Consider the following 24,690-nt stretch of genomic DNA (forward strand, 5'->3'; position numbering starts at 1 on the left):
TTTTGGCGGTAGCTTTGGTTAGAATATAAAGAGGATCAGTTCTCCTAATAAACTTCTTTAAAGTTTATTAGGGGTGACCTATTACGAAATTTAGTAGGTAAAGCTTCAGGATGAATATACCAGGTAACTAAAGCTAAACCATTCTCAGAGTTTTTTAATTGTTTCAATGCATAACTAGTGGATACTTTTTCACAATCAGATAAAAATTTCTTGACGTCAAGGTATGCAGGATTGGTCATTAATATAGTTTTTGAGTCATCATAAGGTGTATCAAAAATTGGATACATTTCTGGCGCTTGTACAAATAAAGCTCTTTCCAAAGAAGGTCTGCCATGTAAAAAACGATGAACGAATCCAGGTAAACCATGAATCTCATGATAGGCATCAGTTAAACACTTTGCACCTATACCATTAATGTCGACTGCAGTGCAAGTTGCTACATTGTATTTAAGTCGTGTTTTTTCGCTTAAAATCAGTTCTTTTTTATTCCATGTATTTGTAGTTCCTGGTCCAATAGGAGCCATATGTTGAGGGGAAAGAGTTGGATCATTTACTGATTGAAATGAATCCGCAGAAGAAGATGAAGGAGTTTCTTCATTGTTAGTTAAGTTTTTTCTGAATATAGGTTTAATTGAAAAACTTTCAAATACGTATTTAGATAACATATAAATTATAAAAATGATTCATGGTGAGCAAATATTACACCATAAGTCTTAAAGTAAGCTTAAGTGACATAAAAACAAATAAATAAAAATTATTCTGTAAATTTGTGTTAAGAGAGAGGTGAATTTTTCAAAACGAGGGTAGACCTCGAAGTAACGCTTATTGTCTTTCCCTAAATGTAGATTCAATGATTATGAATCAGCGTATGTTTGAGTAAATTTATGAATTTCTGGAATGATAATATTGCGGAATTTTTTGCCATTGAATAATCCATAATGTCCAACCTCTTCAGCAAGAAAATATTTCTTCATGGAATCAGGCAAGTTTTTACATAAGCTGATTACAGATTTTGTTTGTCCAACCCCCGTTATATCATCTCGTTCGCCTTCAATAGCTAAGATGGCTGTTTTTTGTATGTCTTGTAAGCGTACATTATGGCCTCGAGATTTATAGCGGCCTGTTGTTAATAATTTTTCTTGGAAGACGGTATTAATCGTTTGCATGTAAAACTCAGCCGTCAAGTCCATAGTTGAAAAATACTCAAGATAAAATTTAATGATTTTGAATGCGGCTTCTTTTTGATTTTCTGCATATCTGTCGACAGCTCTTTGTAAAGACTCCATATGTCGTTGCAAATTCATACTCATAAAACCAGCAAGTTGCATAAATCCAGGGTATACAAGACGCATTGCTCCTGGAAAGCGAGAGGGAACGATGGAAATCACATTTTGCTGAAACCAATCATCTCCTCGCGATGCAGCTAGATTATTTACTGTGGTAGGAGATTGGCTTGTATCAATTGGTCCACCTAGCAATATTGCTGTCCGTGGTAAGTTAGCTGAATGATTCGTGGACATTAATGCAACTGCAGCTAAAACAGGAACAGTGGGTTGGCAAACTGCCATTACATTTAAATTAGGTCCTAACAAATTAAAATAGGAAATCATATATTCAATATAATCGTCCAAATCAAATGAACCTTCAATTAAGGGAACATCACGAGCATTTTTCCAATCGGTAATATATACATCATATAAAGGTAATAGGTTTATTACAGTATCACGGAGTAAAGTAGCATAATGTCCTGACATAGGAGCGACTACAAGCATTTTAGGTAAATTCAAATGCTCTGCATACGCTTTTTTAAAACGAATCAGATTACAAAAGCTTTGCTTATCAATAATTTCCTCTTGAATGTCGTAATATTCATCGTCAATTTTAACTTGATTAATATCAAATTTAGGCTTGTCATAAACGTTAGTAATCATATGAAAAATATAGGCATAACCTGATACTCGACGGTAATGACTCGATGTTGCTTCTAATATTTTACGAAAAGAGTCTTGTGTATCATCAGAGATGTAAGGGATTTTATAAGGCAAGTCAATATTATCGGAAACTCTACGAAAACGTCTTGCCAGATTTTCACAATAATCGGCATAAGGCTGCAGTAAACGCATATTAAAATCATAAATATTATAAAGATACCGATTATCAAGAGGATTAAAAAACATTGCTTATCTCGCAAGCATCAGGATATTAAATTAATATACTTAAAACGATAAAATAGCAATATTCCCATTTAAATATTATGTTTATGACCATAGAGAGCTAGAGATTTGAAAAATACCAAGGAGTTCTTATTATATTCAGGAGTAACTATTTTATTTGTATAAAATAAGATGATAGTATTTCTTTTTTAATTAAATAGGCTGTAATGATGTCAAGATTTCCAAATAAAACCCCCTATGAGCTTCGTCAATATTTTAAAAAATTGAGCTTAGATCAATTGATCGAACAAAATCATTTTTATGGTCTGCATTTTGAGAATTTAGAAGACCAAATTGATAAATGCAATCAGACTTTAGTAGCCGAATCTAAACATCGACACACATTACAAGAACAAAAAAATAATCATGATCTCACTTATGATTCGGTGGTATTGAGCGAGCAGGAGTTTAGGCTCAGTCTTGAATCCTTAAATGACATCACTGATCCTTCAGAACGATTTCTTGCAAGAAAATCGATTGGTGTATCTCCAATGGAAGTTTATAATCAAGAGTCATTATGCTTTATAACCCCTATACATCAATCAGATTTAATGATTGAACATTTGACAAAGAGTCTTGGAGATTTAACAAAAAAGAAATCAGGAGCTATTTCTGAATTAAAAATTCTTAATAGTATTATTCGAGAGAAAGAACAGTTAATCAGTGTACCTCAAATAGTTCAAGGATACTCAAAATAACTGACAAAATAATTTTATTTAGGCATAAATAAAATTATTTTTTGCCTTATTCATTAAAATATTAAATCGTTGTAAATGTTTCTGAGTCGTTGCTGGAGAATGTAACACAAACTCAGAAACACATAATGCAAAAAGTACTCTTCGTATTTCCCAAATTGTTTCTTGAAAAGCATCGATTCGCTTTATAGTTTGTGAACTTACTTTTGTTTCCAATTTTAAATTTTGTGAACTAACGACTATAGGTGAGCAGGTTTTTATAACTTGGGTGCGTAATTTTGCGACAAAAATAGAAGAGTTAATTCTTTGGGACCTGGTTTGGGTGATTTGTTGCACCACATCATTAAAAAAATTGTAAACCATCATCTGATGAAATAAATAAAGTTTTTGGGAATAGTGATAGGTCTGAAATAAAAAGTAATCGCCAATTAAAACTATAGAAACACCAAGTAAGGTACATATTCCCCGATTTAACATCATCACAAATGGACCTTCAGGAGAGTTCATTTCAGTAGTTTGAGCTAATAAGAAGAACACAATAATGGTCATAAAAAAAACACTAATATCATAGCGATTTGTGTTAATTGAGGACACAGAAAATCCAATAATTGCTACGATGAAGATAACGGGGATTAATCGATAATTAAATTGTGTTAAATAAAGTAATGGGATTAGAATCAATAAGGCAGAAAAAGTGCCACCTATGCGAAAAATAGCTCTTTTAACAATTAAACCTGGCTCAATTCCAGCGCTGATGACGATGACAGTGAGCAAAACCCACCATTTATGAGGAATGTTCGAAAACAAGTAAATCAACATGGCAGCCATAAACATGATTGCTAAGTGAACAAATCGTGCATAATCAAGCTTTCTTTTTAACGCATTTTGAGTAAGCATAATTTATTCCAGCTACTAAATGATTGTTTCAGGCAAAGGGCAACATGATGTTGTAGTTTTGTTTTAGGCTCTATAGGAAGCTGGGGCAAGCCGCATTGAGAATAAGTATGCATTTGCAGCCTAAGCCAGAGTAAGTTATTTTTAATTCCATACCAAAATGCTTCATTCATGGTTTCATAATAAAGATTATCTAAAGAATGTTGGATATTGCGAATGTTTACTGAGATACGATAGGCAGGGATCATATATTTCTTTGGGAGCATTTTTGTGTAATTTCTAACTACACCCAAATGCATAATCTCTTCCCAAGTCGGTTTCTTATCATTTTTATTGATGGTGTAATCGATATCTTTTTCAAGGTATTGAATGAATTTTTGCAGTGCTTTGTTCCAGACGATTAAATACATATTCGGAAAAATTCTTAAACAAATGAAAATAAAAGTCATTGATAATGTAATGGATGAAATAAAGCCATATGCCACTTCAAGATTCGCAGGAGGGTCAATACTTAAAACGAGAGCGCCTGATGAAATAAGTAACATCGTTAAATTTTTTAGAGTGTAAAAATACTTTAGTACACAAAAGTAAGTGATTGAAAGAACAAAAACGGAAAAAAAGAAAAAAATTACTCGAAAAGGATAAACGAGATAGAATGTAATACTGATGAGAATTACCCCTATGGTAATAAAAATCAGTAATTGCTCTTTTTCTTTAAAAGTAGGAAGTACAGGCGCTTCATAAAGTGATGCTAAAAGAAAGGGTATAAAAAAAGCAATAAAGCTGACAGGTTGAAATAACCAATAAACATATACTTCTACAGTTGCTATAAAAAGACATTTATAAAGTGTAATGCGTTGAAGAGCATAAGGATCAACTTCATCAAGCCATTGTTTAAACTTTAATATAGACATAAGCGCTGGTTCCAACACGAAGTGGATAATGAGGATCAGGATCAGTGATTCGAATAATGACAGGGAGTCGTTGCGGTAATAAAATCCATTGATTTTCATTAATAACATTTTGTAATTGAGTTCGATTGTCTACTAATTGCCGATTAGCAGACCAATAATCGGACTCCACTACACCATGAAACATTTTTCTACTTAGATACATTCTGGGAAATATTAGAACTTTTGAACCCTTACGTACATCACGTAAATCTGTTTCATTAAAATTTGCCTGTATGTAGACATTATCAGTATCTACTAACGAAAAAAGTGGTTGATTGATATTCACTGGTGTCCCAATCGTGAAGAATAAATTTTGGATAATTCCATTTCCTTGTGCATAGACATCCGTCAACTCTAAATTGACTTTTGCATTTTTTAATCGTGCATCAATGGATTTAATGTCGTTTGCTTGTGCTTTTATTTGATTTTTATCAATTTCTAATTGTTTTAAAGCAGCTTGCCATTTGTCTTTTGCTGCTTGTGTTTCTTGTTGGGAATTTTGGAGAGTCATTAAGGAGATAGATTTTATTCTATAACCTTCACGGTATTTTTGATCATCTTGATTGAGTTTAATATAATTTCTTTGTTCGTTTTCACTGAGCTTGAGATCACGATCATAAGTTGTTTCTAATACTGCTAATTGTGCTTGAGCACTGGCTAAATCTGCAGTAAGTTGCTCCACTGCATAGATATAAGGTTTTTGAAACACGGTAAAAAGTTTTTGTCCTTTTTTAACAACATCGCCATTTTGGACGTAAAGATCAGTAATATAACCGTTAGTAAGAGCGGCAACGGGTCGTACATTATTAACAACAAATGCATTATCGGTGAAAGGAAATAAATAAGAAAAAATATAAACAACAGTCGTTAAAATACCTATAAAAATAATTGTATTAACTAAGGTAATCGAATGTTTTAAGCGAGTATAGTTTTTTTTAATTTTTGTACGAAATTGAATAAAATTTTTCATAAAAACAAATTAGTTTAAATTTTTCATCCCCTCAAAAGAGGAGTCCCAAACTTCACGATTATCATTCTTCCTGCACTTTTTGGGGCTTTAGATGATAGGCATAACCTCCAGCCAAATCCTGATATAAAGCTACTAAAGACAGTGCAAGTTCTAATTTGGCCTGATTAGTTGAAAGCGCCAAGTTATCCAAATATATCCTACTTTGTAATAAATCTTTATAAGAAATTAATCCTGTTTTTAATAATCCTTGCTGCAATTTATACTTGCGACGATAATCTTCTTCCGCATGTAAATAAGCGGTAAACTGTTCATTCATTCGTTTATTTGCCGAATAACCAGTATCTACTTCTTTTAAAATGCGTTTTACTGTTTTATCAAATTCAGCAATTTTTGCATGATAGGCGCCTTTGCTTGCGGCGATATTTCCTAAAACACTTGGCGCTATTGTCCAATTTACATAACTGTCCACTACTTGTGCAAAAGAATTTTGAGGTAAGTTTACTTCACCAAGAAAATCATCTAATTGTAAGGCTGGAAAAAAATTACTGTAAGCAACAGATATCTTTATGCGCGATGCTTTTAACGCATATTCAGCCATTTTCATATCAGGTCGATTATTTAAAACGGTGGCTGGTAAGCTACCCGGTTTAAAACGTGTAAAATCTAATGCGGCAAAATTATTTTTATTTTTTACTCTTCCGGGAATTTCGTTAATTAAAAAGCGAAGTGCATTTTCACTAAATACAATATTATGCAAAATGGGTTTTATTTGTGCCGCAATTATTTGTTCATCAGATTGCAGCTGAGCTAAATCAATTTCATTAACTAAACCAATCTTGATATCTTGTTGGCTCAATGCAATCAAGGATTTTAAATCTTTATCAAGTTGCTGCAGTAATCTTAATTGTTCCATTTGGGCGATTAAAGTGAAATACGAGGAGGTAATTTGGCCAATTAAGGCTAAACGCACCCCATCAACAGCGGCTTGATATACTTGTACATTATAAGTGGCCTGCTTTTGCTGGGTATAAAGTTGCATAATATTTAAAACATAGTAAGGCCATGCGCCATAAAATGCGCCTGGAGCACCTAAGGCAGGGTTAGTGGAGTAACCAGCAAATAATTTTAAGGTTGGAATCCAGCTGAGCTTGATTTGCTGTAGTTCTCCTTGAGCTTGTTGTACATTTCCTATGGCGATATGAATATCCATATTATTTTTTAAGCCCGTTTCAATTAATTGATTCAATTCTAAATCATGAAACTGTTGCCACCAAGCGGTATAAGGTAGGTTATTTATTGGTTTATATGCTTTGGTACTGGAAGGAAACTTTTTAAGTGGTGTCGAGATGTGTTCAACATTTCTCTGGCAGCCTGCTACTATTTCAATCAATAGTATTAAGATGAAAATCCTTCTTAGCATGAATAATTCATTATTTGTACATTATTTTTGATATTGTAAATTATTACAGGTGGAGAAGACTATATTTATTCCTATTTATTGAAACGCTTGTTTATCCTGGTTGCTGGTTTTGTTTAGTTTATAAAAGTTTTTTAATCAAGATGATTCAGGGGTAGGGACGTTGTTTCGCAAATTGTTCTTAATATAAAACTTGATTGAACGCTTGATACACCATTGATACGAGTTAGTTTATCTAATAAAAATGTTTGGTAAGCATTAAGATCCGGTACAATGACTTTTAATAAATAATCTGCGGATTGCCCAGTAATCATATAACATTGAATCACCTCAGGAAGATAGCGAATCTCTTCTTCGAAATGGCTCATTACTGTAGGTTGATGATTATCTAATCCAACTAAAACAATCACTGATAATTTTAAGCCTATTTTTTCTGGATCAAGAAGAGCTACTTCTTTTTTAATATAGCCATGATCCTCAAGTAGCTTGACTCTGCGAAGACAAGGAGAAGGGGATAATGCAACCATGTCTGCTAATTCTTGATTGTTGATTTTGCAATTTGATTGAAGAATATCAAGTATCTTTTTATCAATACGATCCATAAGCAATGAAAATAATATAAATAATTAACATTATAGAATATTATTTCAATAAATAATATTTATTTGAAATAAAAATTCAAAAATAATAATTTCAAAACATAATTTTGCAATTTAATTTCAAAGGATTTGAATTAAAATATGTTAATGATGTTTAATTGTTCATCATGAACATAAAATACTGTTTTCTTATTTGAGGATATTATGTCTGCTTCACGTGTTGTTGCCTGGTTTGTTTGGGTTGTTGCCTCGATTTTTTATGCTTATCAATATGTCTTAAGAGTTATGCCCAACATTATGATGGATAATATTACCTCTCAATTCCACATTGATGCGACAGTATTTGGACAATTTTCTGGTATCTATTATTTAGGTTATTCTTTAATGCATTTACCTATTGGCATTATGCTCGATAGATTTGGCCCCAAAAGAGTGATGACAGTATGTATTTTGCTTCCTGTGATTGGTTTGTTACCGCTTATTTTTGCGGACAATTGGATTTATCCACTTATAGGTAGGGCTTTGATCGGTATAGGGTCTTCTGCTGCGATTTTGGGCACATTTAAAATAATAAGAATGTCGTTTAAAGAACAATATTTTTCACGCATGCTTAGCTTTTCAGTCATGATTGGTCTAATCGGTGCTGTCTATGGAGGGGGGCCTGTAAGCTATCTCTCTCATACATTGGGTTATAAAGTGGTTGTTGAAATTTTTATTGCTCTAGGGTTAATACTTGCATGTATTACTTATTTGATTGTCCCAGAAGAAAAACCAACCTACCATTGTTCGGTATTTGCTAATGTAAAAACCGTTTTTTCTAATAAAAAAGTCATGCTACTTTGTTTTTTTTCGGGTTTAATGCTTGGACCTTTAGAGGGATTTTCGGATGTATGGGGTTCAGGTTTTTTAAAACAGGTATATGGTTTAGAGCCTTCGGTTGCTAATTATTTGCCTTCAATGATTTTCATAGGTATGTGCTTTGGTTCACCTGTGTTAAGTTTGATTGCAGAAAAAACGGGATATTATCTAGGTACAATCATTACTGCAGGAATAACCATGTGTTTGGTTTTTGTTGCGCTTGTTACAGGTATGTTAACTGTATCAAGTATAACGGTATGCTTTATATTAGTGGGTATGTGTTGTGCTTATCAGATTTTGGCTATTTATAAAGTGTCTACTTATGTTCCTGATAATCTTGCTGGTTTGACTACTGCTATTGCTAATATGATCATTATGATTTTTGGCTATGGTTTTCATACGGTTATTGGAATTGTTATTAATGCCCATGGCGGGATTCGTGATGCAAATGCTTTTATTTACGGAATAGGTGTTATTCCAATAACATTGGCTCTAGGTTTCACAGGAATATTTTTCTTGGCTTATCAGGACAAATTGGGAGCGAGAACAACGCCAGAGATAAAAAAACGTCTCAGCGAAGCTTAAATTAATTTTAATTAAAATAAATAATCTTCATATAGATATGTGATTTTTTAGATATTGATTTATTATGATTTAGCAGGATTTTTTAAGTTGAAAGATGACAAAGCTTGTCTTAATAAGTTATTATTAAACATGTTATCGACATGTTGTAGTTGTATCCCCAAGTTATGGGCCGTTAGCTCAGCTGGTAGAGCAGGAGACTCTTAATCTCTTGGTCATAGGTTCGATCCCTATACGGCCTATCAATAGAATCAATAAGTTATAGAATCCCCCATGAGGGGACACTAGTGGGCACTCAGTAATAACAAATAGCAAAAAAATAGAAACATACAGCTTTTCCAAATTCATTAGCACTTTGTGATTTGCAGTCTACTCTCAGGTATTGCATATTATGTGACACTATATACAGCAACTGGTTGGTGCACATAAGGTTCAGAGAATCTCAGAGTATCTTTTCACTGCTTTAAAAGCACAATCATAACTTTGAATATTAACTATTTCTAATTTTTTTTATATTTTCATCTGTTATATATAGGTTGGGCAGAGGGGAAAAGAAATCCCTGTTTTATTTCTCTTTGCAGATTAAATTTAGGTGAATTTATGGGCCAGATTTCTTTTTCCTCCATCGGTATTCGGGTTGGGATTGCTATGCTTTTTCAAGGCATTGGTTCCCGTGAACTCTGCTTCCAACCACGCCAACATCCTTGTTACAGAGGGCATGAACGGATACCTATAATTTAATGACAGTTAATATAATCTTACAATTTGATTATAATTGCGCCAACTAAAGCGAAAAGAGAGCACAAATGAAATCCAGCAATTCTTACATTGACGAAAAAAAATCGAAAATCCTTGAAAATATTTTTAAACAGGGTGGATTAGAAGATTTAGAACTAAGCCCATACGTGCAATATTCCCTATGTCGAAGAAAATGGGTATTGTCTGTTTTGGAAAAATATATTGACCGCTCTTTTTTTTCAAACCTTACGAATGAACAAATTCTAAAAGTATTGGATGAGGAATTTATTCTTAGAGAGAAAAAACCTTCTTTTGCTGATCTTATTAAATTTTATCATGGTGATAATCTCCATGCATTTCTTAATAAACATCGAAATAAATGGAGCAAAATCGATCAATTTTTAGCTATTTTAAAAGTTATAGAAAACCCTGAGATTAAGACTTCATTATTAAATGAAAATGCTAATTCATTTATCACAGACTGCAATAGCCTCTGTCAGTTATTAAAGTATTTTCCTAAAGAATCCTCTCTGCAAGTGGCTAATAATTACGGTCACTTTATCGATAGTGCCAAAAAATTATCTTTGGTTTTGGGGGCCTTACCTTCTAGAAACGATGAATTTTTAAAAAAATTTGATAATCTTATCACTGATGGTATTGATGTCGCACAAATTGGTGATAAGTTATATGGAAACAGGCTTGACTTTGTTAAATCTCACATACACTTGATGACAGTCAACTCATTGGATTCCATTCTCTCTTTATTTGAACCTCATCTGTTTGGCAATGCCTGGGAAATCAAAAACACCTTGGTGAATGAATTTTTAAAAGCAAATCCACATCTTAGTGTATTCTCTATTTTGCCAGAATTAAAACCTAATAATTGGGTTCCTATTTTATGTGGTTATATTGAAAATAATTTCCAGGAAGGTATTGCCTTGGCAAACAGTTTGTTGGGGAGTGAACGAAGTATCGATGGTGGTTATATACACACTGGGAAAGTTCGATATAACAACAACGAAATGTATTCTAACGAATCAATATTGTTAAATCTAATACCAAAAATGATTTATCCTCAACAAAAATTAAAGGCCGCAAAAAATAACATTAACTATATAAAAAATCTGAGTTCGTATATTGCAATAGTAAAAATGCTGGATGAATCCAATCGCATGGAATTTATAAAGTGTATCCCAGAGCCAGCACAATCTGAGGTCATTAAAGCTGCCCAGGCACCGAGTATACCTATCATTAATGCAAATGCATTAAATTCCATTGGAATGTTTGCACCCAAAGTAAACTCACAATCAAAAGAAATAAAGATTCCAAAAGTATTCATTTGTCCTCTTACAAAAAAGATGATGCATGACCCTGTCATTTTTAAAGGAGACTTTAATACTTATGAAAGATCGGCAATTACTCAATATCTGGAACTTTATAAAAAATCCCCTTTAACAGAGGATAAAATGCAACCTGGCCAAAAGATTGCGGATGTATTAAAGTCAGACAGTAAATTGGCTGAATCGATTGAGGAATTTAAAGTAGATCACCCCGAATTATTTTATTCTTCCCCAGCTAATAACTAAAAATTATAAAATTGAGGAATAGTGCTAACCAATATTCCTCAATGGACTACTGAATATAATCTCCCTCACATGTTTGGCTAGAATACAAATTTCACATGAATACAGTTTGATAAAAATATATTAATGATAGAGCCATTCAAATGTGTTTAACATTAAAGGTTTTAGCAACGCTCTTTCAGGTATGTTTGTGTTAAAGCTCTGATGGGGAATAGCTGGTTTGAGCCCCAGCTATTTCTCTTATAAAGTAGTCAACTTCCAAAGAAATGAGCAAATGACATTTCTTCTGCATCTGGATGTGCATCTAGCTCTTCTGAAATGGATTCTTTACAAGATTTGTTTTTGGCAAATAAGCCAAATTTATTTTTCTTAAAGGAAATTTTATCCTCTGAGGTTTCAATTAAAAATTCTTCTTGTTGGGTATTTACTATACTCAAATTTTTAATGAGTTTAGTATAATGAGATTTCTTTTCATTTTCCAATACAAATATTTGGGTCATTTTTGTAACATAATCGTTACTATTTTTATAATTTAAAAACTTTTTAATATGTTTAGCAAACTCATCAAACTGATTGGAAGTTCCCTGAAATGTAACATCTATGACTCTTCCATCGTTAGGAGAAATGATGCTATAACTTGATGGAGCATGAATTGTAAAATTTTTTCCTTCAACTTGAATACATTCAGAAAGTGGTCTTTGTTCTTGCATAGACTCATCGGATGAGACTATAGGGGATTTGGTCGCAGCGTGACATATTTGGATTCTCACATGACCATTCTCTTTAAGATGGGTGCTTATTACATTTTTAATACAAGTAACTAATGAAGGGAAAAAATTTTTTCTTAATCCATTGATTGAAGTATAAGTATTGGTGCTTTTAAATGGAACTCCCGACCCTATAATAACAATTTCATCATAAGAAGCTGCAATTTCTAATGGATGTATTTTATCCTGGAAGTCGATCAAGAGCTTTTTTTCTCTAGAAAAATCTTTAGCAAATAATTCAGAGTCAATAAAATTATAACTCTTGACATCCAATGCTTCAACCTGATTAGTTCCCTCTTTTTTTGTGATCATGACTGCTGAGTTACTCGTATTTAGAGATTTGCCACGAGCCAAAGTATGATTTAGAAAAAGGCCTAATTTGCTACCCATCGCATCATTTTTAGTAGGATTAATTAAAATAATAAGCTGCTTTTGGGGGTTTATCGATTTTTCGACACGAGATAACATGATTTGTCATATAAAATAACTCCTACTATAAATAAATCCAAAAATACTGTCAACTATTCGGTTATACTGTCCATAAGGTTGACAATCTTGTCAGCAGTTGGGGCTTTACACCCCTCTGAGAGACAATAAGAGCGATATCTATATATCATGAGAGAAGAAACTATCTAAATCCAATTTATCTTCTTGTAGGGTTATCTTATCCGATGTTGTATCCTCTTGGGCTACTTTTTCATTAAGCTCAGGCGTCAATCCTGTCTCTTTATTAGTGAAAAATGATGGAGCGTAGTTGCCTCTTACTTTCGTACCTCGATTGGTTTCTATAGAGTCAGATAATGAATGTTCTGAAGTTTTGTCTATTTCCATCTTTTTCTCTTCTTCCATATACGAGACTTTACTGGTTGTTAAAAATTTTTCTTCTGCGAGAGCGTTTTTTATATCTTCTTCTTTAAAAGAAATTTCAATATTATGATTAACTAATTTGACACTTTGCAAAACATTTTTAAATATAATCTTATTATGTCCGGCTTTATTTAGGTATAGCATAAACTTACTTTGAATCTCTGAGTCATCATACTTTCTATTTAAGAGCTTCTTGCAAGGGACACGCATTTTCTCAAAAGCATTGGTTTGAGTTGTCACATCAAATACCCTAGCATCATTCGTAGATATTATACTAAAAGATTCAGGAGCACTTAATGTGGCATTTTTTGTATTAATTGCTGCTTTTGTAATTTTTTGAGCAAAGGTAGTAGTTTGATCAGGATCTTTACATGTATTGGAATGACAGATTTGCACTCTAACAATGCCATTCGGTTTTAAATAGGAGGCAAGGATATCTTCAATAGGTTCAATCAATTTTTTAACATCATTAATACCGTTGATACTTTTATAGGCAGTTCTATTAGCGTTTGGGACTCCTGCACCTATAATTAGAATACTATCGAAAGAATCTGAATCTTTAGTAGGGTGAATTCCCTTTATTTTTTTTACAAAAGGCTTATATGTGTTAACTTCTTCACCCTTAAATGCCAAAGCTGTTTGGGTTTTCACATCTATTACTTCTATTTGATTCGAGCCTTGAACAAGAGCTAGAGCTGATATTTTAGAATCGTCGCCACGAGCAATAGCATGATCTAGAAATAATTTTAATCTATCCCCCATATCTTTATTCTTATTAGGATTGATTAAGATAATTAATTGTTTCTCTGGTAATTGTAACTTTTGGTCAAACTGCTTTATGCTCTCGTCAAATTTGCTTTCCACTATAATATCTCTCAGTTCATACTTTCCCTAGTTTTTTTATTATTCCTAGTATAGAAATTCCTTATTACATGAAATAATAGGACCCTTTAATATTAAAAATTACTAATCACACATAGGTGATGCATAATTATACTAAATGATTATAAATAATTCAATTGTTGTGTGTAATTTAGTGTGGCAGGCATTGCTATGGTTGCATTGAGCTTTGCTACAAAAACAGCTGCTTCAAACTTCGTTAGCGTTTCTTCTAATATTTTAATGTCTTTTAAAATCGGTGATTCCATTCAAATTAAAAATATTCAAGAAACAGTGATAGCTATTGATTTATTGTCTATAAAATTGAAAACTCGTCTATTAATTATTAAGTTTCCATTTCTTATACTGTCGATATTACCCTATAAAGAAAATCCTTTGGATTTGGCAAAAGCAGTGCAGTTAAAAATCGATTACAAGAAGCAACCAAACACGAGCTTGAGGAAAAAGAAATCAGAATTGCATAAGGCTGCTAACGAATGATTAGCCGTTACAAAAATATCCAAAAGCTTCATTGATCAGCTCCTAAGACAAAAGGAGGTTATTCCCCTTTCCTTTATGAGCCTGAAAATGAAGATTTATTATTGTATTCACAAATTTCTTTTATATCTATTGTATTAGAATCATTTTTAAAAAAGCGATGACGAGTAAATAAAGGGGCCGTTTTGTTGTAGATATAATAACCGCCAAATATTATCCCTGTTGTTGATACACTTCTAGTTGCATCAATTAATGATCTTTTCATTGCAGTTTGAATCACATTAAATCCACTTTTTAAGAAAAATGACATCATATATCCGTCCTGTTTAATAATTAACAAATTCTATCAAATATCAATCATTAATTCTAAATGAAATTTTAACGAATGCAACTGTATTCATTAGAAGATATTTGATATTTAAACAGGAATTAAAGTGAACAATAGAAATATACAATTCATTAGGTTTTCAAACAACATCCTTGTTTTTTGTTGCATTACATTCTTTTTGATGGACTGTTTTCTGGTTTTTCAGCGTCAACTTCTTCAGTATTTGGCCAAACTTTTTTCAATGGTTCAGCTCCCATTAAATCATCCAAGCCGAAAATAATGCCGAAGGTCAAAGCAGACATAGGGCTTCGTACCAAAACTTCTTTTAAAAAGTTAAATTTCACAAAGTGAGAAAAAGCTTCTTTCATACCAACTGATTTGACATGGGATTTCACTTGGCTAAACATTGTGAAGGGTGATACAGTTAATAGACGTCCGTTTTCAACGGTTGATGCTAGAACCTTTCGATCAGCATAAGAGTTAGGAATTGTTGTGAATACTGTTGCGACTACACCCGCAGTGGAACCACCTGCTAACTTGTTATAAAAATCATTATTGAATTTATAAAAGGAGCTAATGTAATCCCCTGCAAAGCCTAAGGCAGAAAAATTAATAAAACCTGCAAAAGAACGTGCTCCCCAGTTAACACCGGTTAATTTCCAATAATTTGCAAAAGACCATTTGAAATTTGTTTTAGTAATAATACCTGCATTTTCCAATTTTGATTTTCCACCCAAAGCATTGCTTATGAGTAGATCTGCTTGAGAAAAAAGAAATGTTCCCATCCATCGTTGACGACCAGGTATTTCTATTTCCTCTTCTTCAATTACTTCTTTGTTTGCTTGCTTTGCTGTTACGGATACCGCTCCTCTTTTTTGACCTGCGATTGCGTAAGGTAGAAAACCACGATACATGCCGCGGAAAAGTCCTCCGTTAAACCCACCCGGTGCGTTCATCTGAAGTTTCGTGAGCATTGATTGAAATGGTTGTGTGAGCGCTGAGACAGAAAAAGAAATTGCTGCTGTTTTAATTCCTAAATTTGCTAAAAAATAAGGTGTTGGCGCAAAAGGTAATCCTTGATTACCTGAGTTATTTTCTGTTTTTGCTTGCATGGTAAATACCTCTACTAATTTTTTGTGGAATGGTAAATAAAATTTATTAAGGAAATATTAAGAAAGAAAAAAAAATAAATTTTGTTTAAAATCAGCTCAATTTTGTACTCTATTTAATTTTTTGTTTCTTTATCCTAAATAGCTAGGGTTGTGATTTGATGGTTCATTAGGTGTAGTATCTTCAAGATGTAATCTGTATTTTTCTATGTATTCTTTTCTATTTTTCATGAGCCGTTCTTCTCGCGCTTTACGTTGTCTTTGAAGTGCAGCATCTAGGCGTTTTTGTTTTGCATTTTCTAAAAATTCAAGTATAGACCGTTCTTTTACGGTAAGCTTAATATCTAAATCCAGGGGTTCTCTTTTTTGATATAAGGTACTACGAACTTTGGAAGTTCTATACCATACCCCATAAAAAAGAGAATATTTTTTTTTATCTCCCCATGGAGGGGTTATAAAGCCTGCGTAATAATCAATGGATGAACTAAATAATATTAAATTATTATTGAATCGTTCGGCGATGAGTTTTTGATTTCCTTTATTGTTACAGAAATACAGCTTAATGCGGTTTATTTTATGATGTAAATACACAAAATCAGAATTGAAACGATCAGCAATTTTTTCAATATCAAGCGTAGTTGTTTTACTGGTAAGATTAGAATGACTTGCTAAATGAAAGGGTTGGCTGAAACTGTCCATTCCGTGTGCTAGTATATAAAGAGAGATTGTTCCCACTTCTTTTTTAATCGCATTATAATTAATTGGCTGACCATGTTGTATAATAAGTATATTTTCCTCACTAAGCCTTTCTTTCCAATCAATCGCAGCAATACACAAATCGTTTTCTTCATGGAAAGGGATATATAAAATTTTCATGCAGGCATTCTCTATTAAGGCTTAAAAACGATTCATATTATACAATTAGTGCCCCTTGTTTTCAAAAGATGATTTGTTTTTGTTCATATGGTATTTATCGTTATCATCAGACATCAGAAGCATTAAGAAAAGGGAGTTTGAGCATTTCAATAATAAATCGCTCACAACGATATAATTGCTCCAGATCGACAAATTCATTGGCACGATGTGCTTGTTCTATACTTCCTGGACCACAAACTATAGTAGGAATTTGGGCATGTTGAAATAGTCCTGCTTCTGTTGCGTAGGCTACTTTTGATTGTTTTTGATTTTGGCAAATAGATTGGGCTGCTTGAACAATTGCTTCTGAAGGTAGTGTTTCAAGACCCGGTGCATTAGCAATGTTTTCTAAAATTATTTGGGCACTTGGTTGCTCTTGATGCATCCTAGGAAGTAGCTCTTTTTCGATGTAATTCATTATTTTTTTATAAATCGTATCTGAATCATCTATTGCTAAGTTTCTAATTTCAAAAATAAATTCACATAGATTTGGAATAGTATTATAAGCATTTCCACCTTGGATAAGATTTGTGGAAACTGTAGTATAAGGCACATCATATAAGGCATCTTTATGTCCTTCGGATTTAAATTGGCTTGCTAAATCTCGAAGAAAACAGACCAAAGATGCGGCATGTTCTATGGCATTACATCCCTGGGAAGTAAGTGATGAATGGGCAGCAACCCCATGAATTTTGCAACGATAAGAGTGTATTCCTTTATGACCAATGACGGGTTGCATGGAGGTTGGTTCACCAACAATACATGCTTTGGGTTTATAATTAAGTGCTTTTATTTTATCAATGAGATGTGGTGCTCCACGACAACCTATTTCTTCATCATAAGAAAAAGCAAGATGTATAGGAAACCCAAGCTTTAATGCTTTTAATTGTGGAATGAGGCTCATAACTACAGCGATAAATCCTTTCATATCACAAGCGCCTCTGCCATAAATACGCTCATCATTAATAATGGCTTGAAATGGATCACTATCCCAGATTTGTCCATCTACAGGAACAACATCAGTATGTCCTGATAAGATAATTCCGCCGTCAAAACGGTTATTATGAGCAGGAATAGTCGCTAATAAATTTGCCTTAGGCTCTTTAATATCATGAATTATAATAGGTTTTATCTGATAATCATTCAAAGTATTAGCCAGAAACTCTATAAGCGATAAATTTGAGTTACGAGAAGTGGTATCAAAAGCGATAAGTTTTGTCAGCCAATCTATTATATTCATATATTTCTCATATTTTAGATGAAGTATTTAACCTAAAAATAATTGTTCTATACTTGTCATAGTTGCCCAATTATTTCAAGGAGTGAAGTTATTATGAAAAAAATACTTTTATTCGCTATTTCTTTTTTTATGACTTTTAGTATAACCTCCTATGCAAGTAAAATTGCTATTATAGGTAACCCAGTTATTCTAGAAAAACAAGGAAATTTTTATTATTTGCCTAATCGTTACACAATAACAACCTCTTATTACTATGTTCTATTGGATGGAGCAAGAGAAGTTTGTTATCTGGATAAGCAACCAACTTTATCTGCTTTAGATACTAAATACATTGACGTAAATTATAGAGGTTCTACTATGACCTGGATTTGTTATCCTTTTGATAACAATTATTTTGAAACTCCATAATGTCACGAAATGGCTAGCTGTTTGAGTTCAGTTAATTTTATTTGTTTTAGGTGAAAAAAATTCATTAACCACTGTTTGAAGTGCTTTTAAATGAATTGGCCTAGAGAGTACTTTATTTATGCCCAAGCGAAAATACTCTTTTTCTGCTTTAGCTGAGGTATTTGTCGTTAAGCCAATAATCGGTACAGGTTTTTTATGCAATTGATTTTCCAGTTCACGGATGCATAGCGCAAGATTATTCCCTGAAAGATTTGATAAGTTTACGTCAGTAATGATTAGGTCGAAATCATTAGTTTCTATTAATTCTAGAGCATGTTCTCCATCAATTGCAGAGTAAAATTCATAACCTGCTTGTTCCACTATATTTTCTATCATATGCAATGAAAGAATATTATCCTCAACTAATAGAATAAGGGGGGAGAGAAGGGGGGTATCTTCCTGAGGAGCAGATCCAGTAATAGCATTGGGTGTTGGTTTATCATTATAGCCAATCTTCAACGTAAGCGTAAAATAAAAAGTTGAACCTTTGCCAATTTCGCTTTCCAGATTTATTTCTCCACCTAACAGACTTAGGTATTTTTGGGCGATATGTAAACCTACGCCATAACCACTATGAGTACTTTTATAAGAAGGAATAGCACGAAAAAAACGATCAAAAATTTTACTTTGTAATTCGGGGGGTATGCCAATTCCTGTATCAATGACGCTAAACCGAAGCTGTGTGTAATTATTTTCGAGTGAAAGTACTTCTACTTTTATGGTGACGACGCCATTATCAGTAAATTTAATGGCATTGCCTACAAGATTTAATAACACTCTATGTATTTTTGTAGCATCAGTGATTATAGTGTTAGGCACTGTTTCATCAATTTCAATATTTAATTTAATTTTTTTCATTTGCAAAGTTGGTTGCACAAGATGAGCTATATCTTGAATATTTTTGCGTAATTCGAATAACTCTTCATGGATATCGTCTTCTCTTAGATTATCTGTAGCTACAATTTCCATGACACCATTGAGTAGTTCCAGTAACTGTTCACCACTTTCATGAATCCAACGTGCATATTGCTTTCTTTCTGGGTTTTGTTCTTTTTCTTCTAGAAGCTTTGACATCCCTACAATCCCGCTTAATGGGGTGTGAATATCATGGCTCATATTGGCGATGAACTCATTTTTTGCTTGATTGGCAACCTCAGCATTTTCTTTGGCGCGACGCAGAGCAACTTCCATTTTTTTACGTTCAGTTATGTCTAGGGAAATCCCTAAAACACCAATGACTTCATTTTTTTGATTGCGTAAAGGAACTTTTTGTGAGTAATAGATGCCCATTCCATTCGCCATTACTGCATACTCTTCTGCAGTATGAGGTATACCTGTCTCCATCACTAATTTATTAACCTTGTTTAATTCCTCAGCTTGATCTTTCCAAGGCATATCAAAGTTTGTTTTTCCCACAATATCTTTTCTTGATTTTAATTGTGCATTTTTAGCTTGCAAATCATTACATCCTAAAAAAACATTATTTTTATCTAACCAATAAACATGTCCTGGCATTAAAGCAATGATATTATCGTAATATTCATGAATCGCTTGTAATTCATTTTTAAACTTTGAGCGTTCTTCCTCTAGACTTAGAATGAGTTGATGAATTTCATTATTTTTTTCATCAATAATTTTTTGTAATTCATTTATTTCTTTTGAATCCATTTTTCACCGTGCCCGATGTTAGGAGAGTGTATTTTAGATTATTGTATTGCGAGTGTACAGTTTTTATTAAAAATAAACAATATATTAATGAACACTCCACATATTGAGTATAGTCAAGAGAAGTTAAAAATTCTTGACCATAAAGTTTTAGATATTGGTTATTATAATCCAATTTATGAGAAAAATGGTTATTTTTTTTGCAATTTGATTTATACTATGCAATAATCGTGATCAAAATTTTGTATCTGCTCATGGTTTAATTTTTGGTTATACATGGCAAATATATTACAACTTGATTAAATATAATATAAACAATGAATTACACGCGTAGCTAATCAAAAGCGCAGAGGATTATATAATGCCAAAAGTTAGAGGCCCCAGAGATGGTAAAGTGATTACTGCTAGTTTTGATGGAAAAGAGAAAAGTATTTTTCCTTCCTTAAAGACTACAAAAGATTTAGTTTTGTTGAGTATTCGAGGGAATGAATATTGCGCAGGCGAATATCTAGGCGCTATTGTGCAACAAGCTGTTGCAACTCATCAAACGCCTATTGATCATTCTGGTACGAAAGGAAAAACAACTTTCTTAATCGCTGATGAAATTTACTGGCATAATATCAAGCAATTGACCTCTACCGAATCAGAAGTTGAACTGCTTAAGCAAGAGGCCATTAAGATTGGTGATAATTATTTTCTAACCAATCTAGGTGCTTTTTTAACTCCATTGGATATGACCATCGAGCAGTTCAATGAAAAGTATCCCAATAAATCTGTTAATGAAATAATTAATATTATCAATCAGTTAGCTGATGAACAAGGAAAAAATTTCGAAATAGTCCGTTGGCAAACTTGGGTTGCTCAAAATGAGAGTCAGGAAAAAATTAATAAAATGATGAATTTTTATGATTCCGTAGAGGGGCTTAAAGAGTCTATTAGTAAGGCACAAGATAATTTTGTTAAGCGCCATGGTAAAGATGGTGAGGAAGAGCTATGGAGACTTCGTTCCCATGATTATCTTATGGAAGAAAGCCCTGCAGTGATGTGGTTGGCAGCTTCTTTAGGGTACAATTTTATAATTTATCCTGGTGAGATTTTACCCCCCTTTGAAGCAACAAAAGAGTTCTTTGTTGTTCCAAAGCATGTTCCTCGAATTTCGCAGGGAAAGAATATTATAGAGGAATGTGACCATAATAAATATAGCCTTCATACTGATGATCCTACTCGCTTAGTAAATTGGTTAGAAGTTAATTTTAAAAGAAGCCATCCTCCAAAACAACCTTTAGTTTCGATGGAAAGTAATACTTCTTCAGCAGAGACGCCTTTAAAACCTTCGATTTCAGTAGAGGAAAAAATGAGCTTTTTCTCTTCTTCTCCAAGAAAAAAGGCTAAAGTTAAAGTGCTTGATAAACAAAAGGAAGAAACTGTAAAAATGGATATAGTGCTTTCAAATCAAAATGCATTAATGCTTGGCTCAGCACTTGAAGGAATAAGTAAAACACTTATTAATACCTATTCAAATGGAACAAAGCTTGCAAAAAGTTCCTCCATTTTATCCGAGGCGTTTGCTGGAATTACCCAAGAGGTACTATCAAGCGATCTTTCTTCGTCAGACAAGGTTAATTTTTTAGTAAATGTTCTTAATGGTGTTATGCAAACATCAAATAGGAATTCTTATACTTCTTCTTCTGACGCTCCTTCTGAGGGTATATCTCTAGAGTATGCAAGAACACCAGGTTGTAGGTAAAAAGAATTCTAAGTTTAGTATTGGAGAAATTGTTTTATATAAATTTATGTACCATATGCTGCATGTAAGCATGGTACATAAAAAATGGAAATTATTTAGAACAACAAACCCCAAACTCTTTTACGTATAGCGCCACCCACTAAGTTCTACGCATCGTTGCAAGCTCGTTCGGCTCAGTCACGTACTTCTACTCTTTTACCTCATTGTCTAGAACTTAGTGGATGACGCTATATTATAATAAATTCTGGATTGCAATGGCCGCAACACCCACAGCAACAGCCTGTAGGGTATATCTACTGGGTAGATTCTTTTTAAAAAATCCATAATAATCATTATTGGACGAAGTTTCTAAATAGGGAGACGGCTCTTTCTCTTTAGACACAGACGCGATACTTCTTTCTAATTCTTTATGGGTAAGTAATTCAAGCTTCGGTGTATGTGCTTTTTGGGGTTGTATTTCCTTCTTAAGGGCAATTTCACTTTTAAGTTTGGTTTGCTCATGCTCTAATTTTCGCAGCTGTTTTTGTAATTTGGCACAATATGATTTTGAGGTATTATTCTGTAATTCCTGCTTCAAATCATTTTTGGTTTGAGTGAGGTGTCCATGTGCTGTTTTTAAATTTTTGATCTCTGATACTTCAATAAAGAAAGAGATGAACCAATAAAAGGCCTTAGTAAAAAACCACTTATTTTTCCATTCATTGTTTAATTGAAAATAGTCTCGTTTGGCTTGTTTAAAAACAGATAATTTTTGATCAATTAAGTCAGCTTTAATTTTTAATTGATCCCATTTATGGTTTAATAATTCAAGCGATTTTTCGAGAGTAGTTATCTCATCTAGTGGTAGTGGTGGTAAATGGACTTTTGTTTCAATCTTGGGTTGCTCAACTTGGCAATCAAAAGTTTTTGTGAGTCTTGAAGTATACTCGTTTATTGATTCATCCTCTTTTTTTAAAAATAAGAGCTCATCAACATTTAAATTTTGTTTCTGGCAATATTGGCGAATTTCTTGAAGTAATGCTTGTGCCTGGATAGTTGTGGTGATTTTTTTTTGATTAATGCCATCAATTACATTTTTTCGAAACCAATTGATAGTTCCTTGATAACTTACATTTTGATAATTGAGCAAATGTTGATAATAGATAATGGCAAAAATAAAGCTTTGTGTATTGGTTATTTTTGGTAAATAAAATGTATATTCATGGTTACTAGCTCTAAAGCAAATCTCATTTTGAAAAAGTTTTGCTTTTTCATGTAATTGTTCTGACACTTGTTGAATTTCCAAGAGCCCGAGTTTCTCTATGATTAAGCCAGTTTCAATCAAATCCTTAGCTGTGGAAATCTGTCTTGAGTATTCCATATCTTGAGTCGACATTTGAAGGCTATCAATACACTCTTTGAATTGTTGCCAATATATTGTCATTGAAATCATGATAAATGATTCTCCAGAATGATGAATATATTTTAATGTAAACTGCTCATTTGAAAAAAGCTATCGTTATTAGAAAAAATTATTTTTCGAAGCAAACGGAAGTAATACAACTTCGAGTGTATTTTTTATTCAACCTTTGTTGGATGTTAGATTAATTGATCCCGTGCTTGCAAAAGCTCCTGCAGCGACTTAGGTAATATTTTGCGTATTGCAACTGTCATCCTTTGTTCGTGTTTCTGCCAAAGAATACCTAAATAAATGATACCTAATCCAATAATGGTAAGAATTATGGGAAAAAAATAACTGTCCTTAAATATATCATAAGCCAGATGTCCCAAATAAAAGCAAACCCCAATTCCACCAAAAACAGTAAATACTTTTCTACTAAGAATTATTCCGATGAAAATGAGTAAGAGATTAATACATAAATAAATAAATTTAGACAGTTCATAATCTGAATGTTGCGCGCTTAAGCCGCCCCAAAATGTAAGTACACCAAATATATACAACCAAAAAGCATAGTCTTCGGACTGTCTCGATTGAAAATCAACCCAAAATCCAATGAGCAGCATAATTAGTCCAAAATACATAGAAACTTTACTACTGAGATCAACAACGCTTTCTCCGCCAGTAAGCATAGCAGTAAGATCCATCGACATATACCATAATGTAATTGCTATGGGCATGATCATGAAAGGATAGCGATAAATCCAAGCCATAATAATACCAACAGCAAGAGTACCTAGCTCCATGAATATCCAATGCCATTTTATATAGTAATTATATTCACGGAAAACAGTATCATCTGGAGGCCACCATCCCATTCCCTTTTGTAATCCATAAATTGCTAAGGGAGTAAGGCATACCACAAATGTGGCGCATATTTCAGCGGGAACAATAAATCCTTTTTTGTAAAAAATATCGGATAATGATAAACCTAATATGGCATAACAGATACAGAGAAATAATATACCCCAACCTCCAAAAAGCTCCCAACCTAGAGTCATAAATATGCTCATAGCACCAATTGCTATTAATCCTCCTAAATAGTAGAGAACATTAGTTAACCCAAATCCTTTATTTTGACCGGGTTGCTTTCTAATGAATTCAATAAGTTCTTCGGATTGTTTTTGGGTAATGATCTTTGCTTCCACAGCTTTATTAATGATGTTTCGAGTAATATTCATTACTGCATCCTTGAAGCATGCCTTTTATCAATTATAGCGTAGAAATTTAATTAACACTCTTAAAGCAGTTGCTTAAAAAACAAAAAAACTTATCTCAACATTGACCT

General features: G+C 33.0%; 22 protein-coding genes and 1 tRNA gene. 7 read left to right on the top strand and 16 right to left on the bottom strand.

Going from position 1 to position 24,690, the window contains the following annotated elements:
- Positions 1 to 44: 44 nt before the first annotated feature.
- Both Lsan_RS00270 and phaZ read right to left on the bottom strand, forming a co-directional pair.
- Positions 45 to 665 carry a hypothetical protein gene (locus Lsan_RS00270; RefSeq protein ID WP_237761995.1) on the bottom strand — a complete coding sequence of 207 codons (621 nt, stop codon included), beginning with the start codon at positions 663 to 665 and terminating at the stop codon, positions 45 to 47.
- Positions 666 to 854: 189 nt separating this feature from the next.
- The gene (gene phaZ / locus Lsan_RS00275) at positions 855 to 2,177 is read right to left on the bottom strand and encodes a polyhydroxyalkanoate depolymerase (RefSeq protein WP_058512546.1); all 1,323 of its coding nucleotides are present in this window, start codon (positions 2,175 to 2,177) and stop codon (positions 855 to 857) included.
- 206 nt (positions 2,178 to 2,383) lie between these two features.
- Here phaZ and Lsan_RS00280 point away from each other — a divergent pair, with 206 nt between their 5' ends.
- On the top strand, positions 2,384 to 2,911 hold the full coding sequence (locus Lsan_RS00280; RefSeq protein ID WP_058512547.1) for a hypothetical protein: 528 nt from the start codon (positions 2,384 to 2,386) through the stop codon (positions 2,909 to 2,911).
- An 18-nt stretch (positions 2,912 to 2,929) separates the two neighbouring features.
- Here Lsan_RS00280 and Lsan_RS00285 read toward each other — a convergent pair whose 3' ends face one another.
- The 5 genes from Lsan_RS00285 to Lsan_RS00305 form a co-directional block, all read right to left on the bottom strand.
- Positions 2,930 to 3,805, bottom strand: a complete 876-nt coding sequence (locus tag Lsan_RS00285; RefSeq protein WP_058512548.1) for an FUSC family protein — start codon at positions 3,803 to 3,805, stop codon at positions 2,930 to 2,932.
- Entirely contained in the window at positions 3,784 to 4,716 is a 933-nt protein-coding gene (locus Lsan_RS00290) for a hypothetical protein (RefSeq protein ID WP_058512549.1), read from the bottom strand. Before Lsan_RS00290 ends, Lsan_RS00285 begins: the two co-directional genes overlap by 22 nt.
- The gene (locus tag Lsan_RS00295; protein ID WP_058512550.1) at positions 4,697 to 5,725 is read right to left on the bottom strand and encodes an HlyD family secretion protein; all 1,029 of its coding nucleotides are present in this window, start codon (positions 5,723 to 5,725) and stop codon (positions 4,697 to 4,699) included. Before Lsan_RS00295 ends, Lsan_RS00290 begins: the two co-directional genes overlap by 20 nt.
- A gap of 61 nt (positions 5,726 to 5,786) precedes the next feature.
- Positions 5,787 to 7,145 carry a TolC family protein gene (locus tag Lsan_RS00300; RefSeq protein WP_058512551.1) on the bottom strand — a complete coding sequence of 453 codons (1,359 nt, stop codon included), beginning with the start codon at positions 7,143 to 7,145 and terminating at the stop codon, positions 5,787 to 5,789.
- A gap of 131 nt (positions 7,146 to 7,276) precedes the next feature.
- A complete protein-coding gene (locus tag Lsan_RS00305) occupies positions 7,277 to 7,744 on the bottom strand; it encodes an Lrp/AsnC family transcriptional regulator (protein WP_058512552.1) in 468 nt (155 codons plus the stop codon).
- Positions 7,745 to 7,945: 201 nt separating this feature from the next.
- Between Lsan_RS00305 and Lsan_RS00310 the strand changes: the two genes are divergently transcribed.
- From Lsan_RS00310 to Lsan_RS00320, 3 genes are all read left to right on the top strand, one after another.
- On the top strand, positions 7,946 to 9,184 hold the full coding sequence (locus Lsan_RS00310) for an MFS transporter (RefSeq protein ID WP_058512553.1): 1,239 nt from the start codon (positions 7,946 to 7,948) through the stop codon (positions 9,182 to 9,184).
- Between the two features lie 166 nt (positions 9,185 to 9,350).
- Positions 9,351 to 9,423, top strand: a tRNA-Lys gene (locus tag Lsan_RS00315).
- A gap of 564 nt (positions 9,424 to 9,987) precedes the next feature.
- Positions 9,988 to 11,505, top strand: a complete 1,518-nt coding sequence (locus tag Lsan_RS00320; RefSeq protein WP_058512554.1) for a U-box domain-containing protein — start codon at positions 9,988 to 9,990, stop codon at positions 11,503 to 11,505.
- Positions 11,506 to 11,753: 248 nt separating this feature from the next.
- On the opposite strand, the gene Lsan_RS00325 is transcribed toward Lsan_RS00320, so the two are convergent.
- Together Lsan_RS00325 and Lsan_RS00330 are read right to left on the bottom strand one after the other, a co-directional pair.
- Positions 11,754 to 12,659, bottom strand: a complete 906-nt coding sequence (locus tag Lsan_RS00325) for a hypothetical protein (protein ID WP_237761996.1) — start codon at positions 12,657 to 12,659, stop codon at positions 11,754 to 11,756.
- Between the two features lie 216 nt (positions 12,660 to 12,875).
- The gene (locus Lsan_RS00330; RefSeq protein WP_237761997.1) at positions 12,876 to 14,000 is read right to left on the bottom strand and encodes a hypothetical protein; all 1,125 of its coding nucleotides are present in this window, start codon (positions 13,998 to 14,000) and stop codon (positions 12,876 to 12,878) included.
- A 174-nt stretch (positions 14,001 to 14,174) separates the two neighbouring features.
- Here Lsan_RS00330 and Lsan_RS00335 point away from each other — a divergent pair, with 174 nt between their 5' ends.
- Positions 14,175 to 14,516, top strand: coding sequence for a mechanosensitive ion channel domain-containing protein (locus tag Lsan_RS00335; protein WP_058512556.1), 342 nt, complete (start codon positions 14,175 to 14,177; stop codon positions 14,514 to 14,516).
- A 73-nt stretch (positions 14,517 to 14,589) separates the two neighbouring features.
- On the opposite strand, the gene Lsan_RS00340 is transcribed toward Lsan_RS00335, so the two are convergent.
- The 4 genes from Lsan_RS00340 to argE form a co-directional block, all read right to left on the bottom strand.
- Positions 14,590 to 14,826 carry a hypothetical protein gene (locus tag Lsan_RS00340; RefSeq protein ID WP_058512557.1) on the bottom strand — a complete coding sequence of 79 codons (237 nt, stop codon included), beginning with the start codon at positions 14,824 to 14,826 and terminating at the stop codon, positions 14,590 to 14,592.
- Between the two features lie 182 nt (positions 14,827 to 15,008).
- Positions 15,009 to 15,953, bottom strand: coding sequence for a hypothetical protein (locus tag Lsan_RS00345; RefSeq protein ID WP_058512558.1), 945 nt, complete (start codon positions 15,951 to 15,953; stop codon positions 15,009 to 15,011).
- A gap of 129 nt (positions 15,954 to 16,082) precedes the next feature.
- Positions 16,083 to 16,826: a hypothetical protein gene (locus Lsan_RS00350; protein ID WP_058512559.1), complete on the bottom strand. Its 744-nt coding sequence runs from the start codon at positions 16,824 to 16,826 to the stop codon at positions 16,083 to 16,085.
- 106 nt (positions 16,827 to 16,932) lie between these two features.
- On the bottom strand, positions 16,933 to 18,105 hold the full coding sequence (gene argE / locus Lsan_RS00355) for an acetylornithine deacetylase (protein ID WP_058512560.1): 1,173 nt from the start codon (positions 18,103 to 18,105) through the stop codon (positions 16,933 to 16,935).
- 93 nt (positions 18,106 to 18,198) lie between these two features.
- On the opposite strand from argE, the gene Lsan_RS00360 reads away from it, so the two are divergent.
- Positions 18,199 to 18,513, top strand: a complete 315-nt coding sequence (locus Lsan_RS00360; RefSeq protein WP_058512561.1) for a hypothetical protein — start codon at positions 18,199 to 18,201, stop codon at positions 18,511 to 18,513.
- A 27-nt stretch (positions 18,514 to 18,540) separates the two neighbouring features.
- Here the strand turns inward: Lsan_RS00360 and Lsan_RS00365 are convergent, their stop codons facing one another.
- On the bottom strand, positions 18,541 to 20,220 hold the full coding sequence (locus Lsan_RS00365) for an ATP-binding protein (RefSeq protein ID WP_058512562.1): 1,680 nt from the start codon (positions 20,218 to 20,220) through the stop codon (positions 18,541 to 18,543).
- A gap of 358 nt (positions 20,221 to 20,578) precedes the next feature.
- Here Lsan_RS00365 and Lsan_RS00375 point away from each other — a divergent pair, with 358 nt between their 5' ends.
- Positions 20,579 to 21,964, top strand: a complete 1,386-nt coding sequence (locus tag Lsan_RS00375; protein ID WP_058512564.1) for a hypothetical protein — start codon at positions 20,579 to 20,581, stop codon at positions 21,962 to 21,964.
- A gap of 232 nt (positions 21,965 to 22,196) precedes the next feature.
- On the opposite strand, the gene Lsan_RS00380 is transcribed toward Lsan_RS00375, so the two are convergent.
- Together Lsan_RS00380 and Lsan_RS00385 are read right to left on the bottom strand one after the other, a co-directional pair.
- Positions 22,197 to 23,396, bottom strand: coding sequence for a hypothetical protein (locus tag Lsan_RS00380; RefSeq protein ID WP_058512565.1), 1,200 nt, complete (start codon positions 23,394 to 23,396; stop codon positions 22,197 to 22,199).
- A gap of 146 nt (positions 23,397 to 23,542) precedes the next feature.
- Positions 23,543 to 24,583: a hypothetical protein gene (locus Lsan_RS00385; RefSeq protein ID WP_058512566.1), complete on the bottom strand. Its 1,041-nt coding sequence runs from the start codon at positions 24,581 to 24,583 to the stop codon at positions 23,543 to 23,545.
- Positions 24,584 to 24,690 lie beyond the last annotated feature (107 nt).

Source organism: Legionella santicrucis (genome assembly GCF_001468135.1).
GTDB lineage: Bacteria > Pseudomonadota > Gammaproteobacteria > Legionellales > Legionellaceae > Legionella > Legionella santicrucis.

Excerpts from the sequence above, each read along its gene's own strand:
- Lsan_RS00320 (WP_058512554.1), top strand. The coding sequence starts at position 9,988 with ATGAAATCCAGCAATTCTTACATTGACGAAAAAAAATCGAAAATCCTT.
- Lsan_RS00300 (WP_058512551.1), bottom strand. The coding sequence starts at position 7,145 with ATGCTAAGAAGGATTTTCATCTTAATACTATTGATTGAAATAGTAGCA.
- phaZ (WP_058512546.1), bottom strand. The coding sequence starts at position 2,177 with ATGTTTTTTAATCCTCTTGATAATCGGTATCTTTATAATATTTATGAT.
- Lsan_RS00340 (WP_058512557.1), bottom strand. The coding sequence starts at position 14,826 with ATGATGTCATTTTTCTTAAAAAGTGGATTTAATGTGATTCAAACTGCA.
- Lsan_RS00295 (WP_058512550.1), bottom strand. The coding sequence starts at position 5,725 with ATGAAAAATTTTATTCAATTTCGTACAAAAATTAAAAAAAACTATACT.
- Lsan_RS00375 (WP_058512564.1), top strand. The coding sequence starts at position 20,579 with ATGCCAAAAGTTAGAGGCCCCAGAGATGGTAAAGTGATTACTGCTAGT.
- Lsan_RS00350 (WP_058512559.1), bottom strand. The coding sequence starts at position 16,826 with ATGAAAATTTTATATATCCCTTTCCATGAAGAAAACGATTTGTGTATT.
- Lsan_RS00345 (WP_058512558.1), bottom strand. The coding sequence starts at position 15,953 with ATGCAAGCAAAAACAGAAAATAACTCAGGTAATCAAGGATTACCTTTT.
- Lsan_RS00305 (WP_058512552.1), bottom strand. The coding sequence starts at position 7,744 with ATGGATCGTATTGATAAAAAGATACTTGATATTCTTCAATCAAATTGC.
- Lsan_RS00310 (WP_058512553.1), top strand. The coding sequence starts at position 7,946 with ATGTCTGCTTCACGTGTTGTTGCCTGGTTTGTTTGGGTTGTTGCCTCG.
- Lsan_RS00270 (WP_237761995.1), bottom strand. The coding sequence starts at position 665 with ATGTTATCTAAATACGTATTTGAAAGTTTTTCAATTAAACCTATATTC.
- Lsan_RS00365 (WP_058512562.1), bottom strand. The coding sequence starts at position 20,220 with ATGGATTCAAAAGAAATAAATGAATTACAAAAAATTATTGATGAAAAA.
- Lsan_RS00285 (WP_058512548.1), bottom strand. The coding sequence starts at position 3,805 with ATGCTTACTCAAAATGCGTTAAAAAGAAAGCTTGATTATGCACGATTT.
- argE (WP_058512560.1), bottom strand. The coding sequence starts at position 18,105 with ATGAATATAATAGATTGGCTGACAAAACTTATCGCTTTTGATACCACT.
- Lsan_RS00385 (WP_058512566.1), bottom strand. The coding sequence starts at position 24,583 with ATGAATATTACTCGAAACATCATTAATAAAGCTGTGGAAGCAAAGATC.
- Lsan_RS00360 (WP_058512561.1), top strand. The coding sequence starts at position 18,199 with ATGAAAAAAATACTTTTATTCGCTATTTCTTTTTTTATGACTTTTAGT.
- Lsan_RS00280 (WP_058512547.1), top strand. The coding sequence starts at position 2,384 with ATGTCAAGATTTCCAAATAAAACCCCCTATGAGCTTCGTCAATATTTT.
- Lsan_RS00290 (WP_058512549.1), bottom strand. The coding sequence starts at position 4,716 with ATGTCTATATTAAAGTTTAAACAATGGCTTGATGAAGTTGATCCTTAT.
- Lsan_RS00325 (WP_237761996.1), bottom strand. The coding sequence starts at position 12,659 with ATGGGTAGCAAATTAGGCCTTTTTCTAAATCATACTTTGGCTCGTGGC.
- Lsan_RS00380 (WP_058512565.1), bottom strand. The coding sequence starts at position 23,396 with ATGATTTCAATGACAATATATTGGCAACAATTCAAAGAGTGTATTGAT.